This window comes from Tissierella sp. P1, assembly GCF_002266425.1.
Lineage (GTDB): Bacteria > Bacillota > Clostridia > Tissierellales > Tissierellaceae > Tissierella > Tissierella carlieri.
Map to the genome: position 1 here is coordinate 74,267 of NZ_NPMN01000021.1, position 8,004 is coordinate 82,270.

Sequence of the window (8,004 nt, forward strand, 5' to 3'; positions counted from 1 at the left end):
TTCACCATAAATCGGGTTAGGTCATAAAAATAATATTGCATTAATATAAAAATAGAATTATAATGTTTTTGTCAGAAGGCCAACATCAACTAGAGTTGGACTGAATGGATTTTAAAGTTGAATATTTTATCGACTGGTATCCAAAAATAAAAGGAACTAGAGCGGGAGGGATTTTAATGGTAAAAGAAAAAGGATTTAATGTAAGAAAGATGGCCATTATTGGAGTGTTAGGTGCTATTTCGGCAGTATTAGGTATGACTCCATTAGGCTTTATACCTGTAGGGCCTACAAGGGCAACAATAATGCATATACCTGTTATTATTGGGGCAGTAATGGAAGGTCCGATAGTGGGTGGATTTGTAGGTTTGATATTTGGATTATTTAGTATTTTTCAAGCTCTAACTAATCCAACACCAGTATCATTTGTATTTTTAAATCCATTGGTTTCAGTATTACCAAGAGTATTAATAGGAATAGTGTCATACTATGTATATAATGCTCTAAGTAATTTAGGTAAGAATAAGACTATGGCAATATTATATTTGATGTGGGTAGGAATAATAGGATATTTATCTTATGGAATATATATAAATATTATAAATTCACAGAGCATGTGGATGACTTTAATGAATATGGTTCTTATAATATTGACTTTAGTAATAGCTTATTTTACTCAGATTAAGTTTAAGGATAAAGCATTAGATGTTGTAATAGCTTCTGCTATAGGAACATTAACCAATACTATGGGAGTTCTTTCCATGATATATTTGTTTTATGCTGAAAGATTTGTAGAAGCTATAGGGGGAGATGTTTCCACTGCAAGAAAAATTATTTTTGGGATAGGTATAACTAATGGTATACCTGAGGCTATTATAGGGATTATAATAGTGACTTCTGTAGTAGGAGCTTTAAAGAGTAAGGGATAAGAAACGGGGTGTGAAATTATTGTTATTAGTAATAGATGTTGGTAACACTAATGTAGTATTCGGAGTATATAAAGATAAACAATTATTATACGATTGGAGGATTGCAACAGAAAAGGATAGGACATCTGATGAATATGGACTTTTATTTGAGCAAATTTTTAGATATCATGGATTAGACCCAAAAGAAGTAAAAGATGTTATTATTTCTTCTGTAGTACCACCATTGATGCATACTTTACCAGCTATGAGTATAAAATACTTTGGTATAGATCCTATTGTAGTAGGTCCTGGAGTTAAAACTGGAATGAATATAAAATATGATAACCCAAGAGAAGTAGGCTGATAGAATAGTAAATGCCGTAGCTGCTTATGAGAAATATGGTGGTCCTTTAATAATCGTAGATTTTGGTACGGCGATTACATTTTGTGCAGTATCTAAAGAAGGAGATTATCTAGGAGGTGCTATTACTCCAGGAATTAAAATTTCTTCTGAAGCATTATTTATGAGAACAGCAAAACTTCCTAAGGTAGAAATCGCAAAGCCAGATAGAGTAATAGCAAAGAATACAATAAATAGTATTCAGTCAGGATTAGTATTTGGATATATAGGAATGGTTGACTATATAATAGAAAAGATGATTAAGGAAATGGGAGAAAATGAAAGAACAGTAAATATCATAGCAACTGGAGGATTTTCAAACCTTATCGCAGCAGAAAGTAAATATATTAAGAAGATAGATAAATTACTGACTTTAGAAGGCTTGAGGATAGTATTTGAAAGAAATAAGTAAGTAGCTAAATAGCTACTTACTTTTCTAATATTCGAGGTGAATGTATGAGAATAGGAAATGTAAAATTGGAGAATAATGTATTCTTAGCTCCTATGGCAGGAGTCACAGACTTAGCCTTTAGAATACTATGTAAGGAAATGGGAGCAGGATTAGTAGTTTCTGAGATGGTTAGTAGCAAGGGTATATATTATAAGGATCCTGGAACTAAGACTTTATTACAAGTAAATCCTAAAGAAAGACCGATAGCAATTCAAATATTTGGATCTGATCCAGAAATAATGGCAAATATTGTAGAAGAATATTTAAATCCTAGAGAAGATATAGATATTATAGATATAAATATGGGCTGTCCTGCACCTAAGATAGTTAAAAATGGCGATGGTAGTGCTTTAATGAAAGATATTATATTAGCTAGAAAAATATTAAGAGAGGTGGTGAAGGTGTCCAATAAGCCGTCACCCTAAAGATACGAATGGGATGGGATCATGATAATATTAATGGGGTAGATTTAGCAAAGATAGCAGAGGAAGAAGGAATTTCTGCATTAACTGTTCATGCAAGAACTCGAGATATGTTTTATTCTGGAGAAGCTGATTGGAATTTTATCAAGAAAGTTAAAGAAAGTGTTACTATACCTGTCATAGGAAATGGCGATATTTTTGAACCAGAGGATGGAGTTAGAATGTTTGAGTTTACTAATTGTGATGCTATAGCCATAGGCAGAGGTTCTCAAGGAAATCCATGGATATTTAAAAGGATAATTAATTTGATGACAGGAAAAGAAGATATATTACCTTCCCCTGAAGAAATTGTTCGTATGTGTATAAAACATTTAAATCTTGTTTGTTCTATAAAAGGCGAGGGAGTTGGAGTAAGAGAAATGAGAAAACATACTGCTTGGTATTTAAAAGGGTTGAGGAATTCAAATGAGGTAAAAAATCTTATATATACAATTGATAATAAAGAAGAGATGGAAAGGATATTGCTTGAGTATATTGGTCTTTATTCATAGCAATATGTAATGAATATAATACCTTTCTCATATAATAGAGTTAAAATTAGAGAGGAGGGTTATTATAGGACTTTTATATATATTAGATAGTGAGAAATATTTAGAGCACTATAAAGAAGGATTTATAAAATATATTCCAGAGTTTATTTTACCTAGAATTAAGCCTAAAATAATAGATAATATTATGGGAGAAAATGATATAATAGGTAGGATGGCTGGAATAAATTTAAAATCCATTGATTTTGATGATGAATATAAACTTAAAGAATATTTAGATGCTATAATGAAACTTAAGGATGAAGATTGTACAAAATTATTTATTGAAGGATATGAGAAGTTAAATAAGGAAACTATATATCATATTCAAGAATTTACAAATATGAAAATACTAGATGGAGAAGAAACTAGAATAAATAATCTTTCTTTAGTAATGAAAGATATATGTAATTTAATGAAAGAGGATATAGCTGAAAAGGAGATTTTAGTTATATGTGATGACAAAGAAAAAACAAAACGCACAATCAAAGAAATTTCAAAGGATGTTAGGTTTGTAACTGCCATAGGCTGTGAAGAACATAATGATGAAATTTATGAATATATTTTGGAGGAAACAGGACTATCTCTATTTTATCCAGTGAATATTGATAGAATCTTAGAAAATTATAGTATGATAATTAACTTAATGGATGATTTGAGTCTAGATTTTTCTAAGGTGAGGAGAAATTGTATAGTCTTTGACTTTGGGCAGGGTAACTCCTTGCATAATAATAAAAGACCTCCTTTTATCCAAGATTTTGCATTTAATTTAAATGATCTAGGCATTAATAAAAATAGATTGATGCAAAATAGGGTTCTTTCTAATTTATTTGAGGCTTTAGTAGAGGATAGAAAAAAAGATATAAAATATTTATATTCAGAAGGAAACTACTATTCAATAAAAGATTATGTAAATTTGTTTATAAAAGTCAAAGGAAAGTTCTAAGTACTTGACATTATGGTTCTACTTGATTATAATATCTTGCATACAAGTAGGAAATGTACTTTATTTCTATTAATGTTAATAGTTTTGTATAGATAAATAATATTATAAGTAAGTTTAAAAAGCACTAATATTTATTAGTTAAAGGAGAGAGTGAAATGCCAGAAAGAGATGTATTCTTAACAGAAGATGGATTAAAAAGGCTAGAAGATGAATTAGATGATCTAAAGACTGTTAGAAGAAAGGAAATTGCTGAAAAGATAAAGCAAGCTTTAAGCTTTGGAGATATAAGTGAAAATTCAGAATATGACCAAGCGAAAAATGATCAAGCTCAATTGGAAGAAAGAATTGCAAAATTAGAGATGATGCTGAGAAATGCAAAAATAATAGATGAAGATGATATTACAACTGATGTTGTAGGTATTGGTTCTAAAGTTTTAGTAAAAGATTTAGAATATGATGAAGAAATGGAATTTATTATAGTAGGGTCCGCAGAGGCTGATCCCTATAATGGTAAAATATCAAATGAGTCTCCTGTAGGGTCTGCACTTTTAGGACATATGTCTAATGACATTGTGGAAGTAGTAGTTCCAGACGGGAAAATAGAATATCAAATACTAACTATTACTAGATAAAAAGTATTAACAAACTAAGGAGGTAGAGTAATGGGAGAAACGGAATTAAACTTAAATGAAATGCTGATGATGAGAAGGGAAAAGCTTAAAGAATTAATTCAAAAGGGCAAGAATCCTTTCCTAGTTGAAAAATTTGATTATACACATCATAGCTCTACTATTAAGGACAAATTCGAAGAGTTAGACGGGAAGAAGGTAGCAGTTGCAGGAAGAGTTATGTCTAGACGTGGACATGGAAAGGTTAGTTTTATAGATTTACAAGATAGCGAAGGACGTATTCAAATCTTTGCAAAACAAGATGTATTAGGTGAAGAAGCTTACAAAGATTTAAGTCTTTTAGATCTTGGAGATATTATAGGAGTAAATGGAGAAGTATTTAAAACAAACGCTGGTGAGATATCTATAAGGGCTGAAGAAATAATTATAATGAGCAAATCCTTACAAATCCTACCAGAAAAATTCCATGGACTAAAAGATCAAGACTTAAGATATAGACAAAGATATGTAGATTTAATAGTAAATCCTGAGGTTAAAGAAACCTTTATTATTAGAACAAAGATTATTAAGGCAGTAAGAGAATATTTAGATGAAAAAGGATTTTTGGAAGTAGAGACTCCAATTTTAAGTCCAATAGCAGGCGGAGCAAATGCAAGACCTTTTGCTACACATCATAATGCATTAGATATCGACATGTACTTAAGAATAGCAAATGAACTATACCTAAAAAGACTTATAGTTGGTGGGTTTGAAAAAGTTTATGAAATGGGTAGAATGTTCAGAAATGAAGGTATGAGTCCAAAACATAATCCTGAGTTTACGAATATAGAGCTTTATCAGGCATATGTTGATTATGAAGAAATGATGAGATTAACCGAAAACCTTTTTGCTTATGTAGCAGAGAAGGCTTTAGGAACGACTAAAATAAATTACCAAGGTACTGAAATAGAATTATCTCCGCCATGGAGAAGATTAGATATGGAAGATGCAGTAAAAGAATTTACTGGTGTAGACTTCTCTACAATTAATACTGATGAAGAAGCTATTGCTATTGCTAAGGCAAAGGGACTTGAGGTTAAACCTGGTATGACTAGAGGTCATATAATATCAGAGATGTTTGAAGAATTTTGTGAAGCACATTTAATTCAGCCTACGTTTATTACAGGACATCCAGTAGAGATATCACCTCTTGCTAAGAGAAATCCAGAAGATCCGAGAAAGACCAATAGGTTTGAAGCATTTATCAATACTTGGGAGCTAGCTAATGCTTTCTCAGAGTTAAATGATCCAATTGATCAAAGACAAAGATTTGAAGATCAAGTTAAACAAAAGGATCTAGGAGATGATGAAGCACATCCTATGGATACAGATTTCCTAAATGCAATAGAGGTAGGGCTTCCACCTACAGGAGGGCTTGGTATTGGTATAGATAGAATGATAATACTACTTACAGATCAACCAAGCATTAGAGATATATTGTTATTTCCAACCATGAAGCCTTTGGACGAATAGTCCATAAGATAGGAGCGTCGTAGGACAACTATGAAATTTTTAGATGAATAATAAGTCATTGAACTATGTGGCAGGATAAAAAATTCCTGCCTTATTTTTTTAACTATATCTGAGCATATTATATGAATCTCTTGCCTTAAATAAGGAGGAATACAAATGAAGAAGATTTTGCATATTATATCTCAATATCCTGGAAAGACAGGAAGTGGAACATATTTACAGGCATTAATATCTGAGGGAAAGAAAAAAGGACATATTCAAGGCCTTGTTTCAGGAATACATAATGGAGATATTATTAATTTGAAAAATATAGACAACTTCTATCCCGTAACCTTTAATACAAAAGAGATTCCATTCCCAATAGTAGGCATGAGTGATATCATGCCTTATGAAAGTACTAAGTATTGTGATTTAACTGAGGATATGTTAAATAGATGGAAAGAAGGTTTTATAAAAGCAATAACTAATGCTATAGAGAATTTAAAGCCTGATATTATATTATCTCATCATCTATGGCTATCTACCTCTTTAGTAAAGGAAATTGCTGAGGATATTAAGGTAATAGGTATATGCCATGGTACAGATATTAGACAACTTGAAAAATGCCCTCAATATAGAAAAGAAGTATTAAATGGTTGTAGAAAGCTTGATTTGATCTTATCCTTAAGCGAAGAACAAAGACAGCTCATTAACAAGGTATATGGTATTTCTAATGACAAAATAATAGTTATGGGAGGAGGGTATAAAGGAGATATATTCTTCCCTCCATTAAATAAAGTATATGATGAAAATATAAAAATAGTATATGCAGGTAAATTAAGTTACGCTAAAGGTGTAGTATCCTTACTTAAGGTATTTAAGAATATAAGTGAAAAATATAATATTAAACTTTTGTTAGTGGGATCAGGTACAGGAGAAGAAGAGCGGTATATTAAAGAGTTAGGATTTAGGCTGAAGGGAAATATAAATTTTCTAGGTGAATTGAGCCAAGAAGATTTAGGGAGAATTTTTAGAGAGGCGGACATATTTGTATTACCTTCCTTCTATGAAGGTCTATCTCTAGTCACAATAGAAGCTTTAGCTAGTGGATTGTTAATAGTTGTAACGGAAATTCCGGGGTTAATATCTAACTTAGGGAATATTATTAATAATAGTGGAGCAATAGAATATGTTGGATTACCTAGAATGATTCAAGTGGATAAACCATTAGAAGAAGAGTTACCATTATTTGAACATAGACTTCAAATTGCAATTGAAAAGCAAATTCAAAAGATATATAGAGGATATATTATAGATTATAGCATTGAAAAAGAGATAAAGAAAATGTCTTGGGATAGTATATTTGATAGAATAGAAAAATATTTTTAGTCCTTATTTATATAAAGCCTTTATTATAACTTATAAGAAAATATTACTTGCTTTAATATGAACTTAACCCAAATGTAGTTCAAAAAAAGGTTTCTTTAATTCATTAACACTTTGATAGAAGCTTTTTTATTTTCTAACACCAATCAATGAATAAAACATGGCTCAAAGTAAAAACTACCATTAAATAGAACAAATGGGAGGTATATTATGCAAATAAATTTGAGTCAAAAAGAAAGAATGATTTTAGAGGATGGAAAACATCAAGAAGATGTCTGTGTTAAAAAATATCAAAGCTTTGCCAATCAAGCAAAAGATCCTAATCTAAAGCAATTACTAAATAAATTAGCTTCAGAGGAGCAACATCACTATAATATTATTAATGAGTTGTTGCAAGGCAAGAAGCCAAACTTAACACATAGTGATCAAAGCATGAGTAATGACCAGACCCCTGCTATATTTACCGCTAATAATATGTCTTTTAACAATCCTGAAGATGCTTTACTTTGTAGTGACCTATTAGCCACTGAAAAATATGTATCTGGATTTTATGATATTGGAGTGTTTGAGTCTGCAAATAAGGAGGTAAGGGAAGCATTACAGCATATTCAAAAGGAAGAACAAAGACATGGTGAAGAGCTTTTCAATTATATGCATACCCATGGAATGTATAACGTTAAATAAGAAAATAAATAGTTTATATAAGGATGTAAGGTGAGCTGTGCTCGCCTTTATTCATTTATTTTGAAAAACTTGAAAACTTTTTTAAAATAAGTATTGACTTTGG

The 8,004-nt window shown here is 30.8% G+C and carries 6 protein-coding genes and 2 pseudogenes; all 8 read left to right on the forward strand.

Going from position 1 to position 8,004, the window contains the following annotated elements; translation table 11 throughout:
• The first annotated feature begins 104 nt into the window (after positions 1–104).
• Positions 105–926 (forward strand): ECF transporter S component, encoded by an 822-nt coding sequence (locus tag CIW83_RS15040; protein WP_235601355.1) that lies wholly within the window; start codon positions 105–107, stop codon positions 924–926.
• 19 nt (positions 927–945) lie between these two features.
• Positions 946–1,717, forward strand: a pseudogene (locus tag CIW83_RS15045) (type III pantothenate kinase).
• 137 nt (positions 1,718–1,854) lie between these two features.
• Positions 1,855–2,729 (forward strand): annotated as a pseudogene (dusB, locus tag CIW83_RS15050) (tRNA dihydrouridine synthase DusB).
• A gap of 184 nt (positions 2,730–2,913) precedes the next feature.
• The gene (locus CIW83_RS15055; RefSeq protein ID WP_094902686.1) at positions 2,914–3,711 is read left to right on the forward strand and encodes a hypothetical protein; all 798 of its coding nucleotides are present in this window, start codon (positions 2,914–2,916) and stop codon (positions 3,709–3,711) included.
• 155 nt (positions 3,712–3,866) lie between these two features.
• Complete coding sequence (gene greA / locus CIW83_RS15060) at positions 3,867–4,343, forward strand: transcription elongation factor GreA (protein ID WP_094902688.1); 477 nt, start codon at positions 3,867–3,869, stop codon at positions 4,341–4,343.
• 30 nt (positions 4,344–4,373) lie between these two features.
• Positions 4,374–5,852: a lysine--tRNA ligase gene (lysS, locus tag CIW83_RS15065; RefSeq protein ID WP_094902690.1), complete on the forward strand. Its 1,479-nt coding sequence runs from the start codon at positions 4,374–4,376 to the stop codon at positions 5,850–5,852.
• Between the two features lie 156 nt (positions 5,853–6,008).
• The gene (locus CIW83_RS15070) at positions 6,009–7,220 is read left to right on the forward strand and encodes a glycosyltransferase family 4 protein (RefSeq protein WP_094902692.1); all 1,212 of its coding nucleotides are present in this window, start codon (positions 6,009–6,011) and stop codon (positions 7,218–7,220) included.
• A gap of 207 nt (positions 7,221–7,427) precedes the next feature.
• A complete protein-coding gene (locus tag CIW83_RS15075; protein WP_094902694.1) occupies positions 7,428–7,901 on the forward strand; it encodes a spore coat protein in 474 nt (157 codons plus the stop codon).
• Positions 7,902–8,004 lie beyond the last annotated feature (103 nt).

What these genes read in the sequence shown, in the direction of transcription:
- CIW83_RS15055 (WP_094902686.1), top strand. Translation starts at nt 2,914, where the DNA reads ATGGGAGAAAATGATATAATAGGTAGGATGGCTGGAATAAATTTAAAA.
- CIW83_RS15075 (WP_094902694.1), top strand. Translation starts at nt 7,428, where the DNA reads ATGCAAATAAATTTGAGTCAAAAAGAAAGAATGATTTTAGAGGATGGA.
- CIW83_RS15070 (WP_094902692.1), top strand. Translation starts at nt 6,009, where the DNA reads ATGAAGAAGATTTTGCATATTATATCTCAATATCCTGGAAAGACAGGA.
- CIW83_RS15040 (WP_235601355.1), top strand. Translation starts at nt 105, where the DNA reads ATGGATTTTAAAGTTGAATATTTTATCGACTGGTATCCAAAAATAAAA.
- lysS (WP_094902690.1), top strand. Translation starts at nt 4,374, where the DNA reads ATGGGAGAAACGGAATTAAACTTAAATGAAATGCTGATGATGAGAAGG.
- greA (WP_094902688.1), top strand. Translation starts at nt 3,867, where the DNA reads ATGCCAGAAAGAGATGTATTCTTAACAGAAGATGGATTAAAAAGGCTA.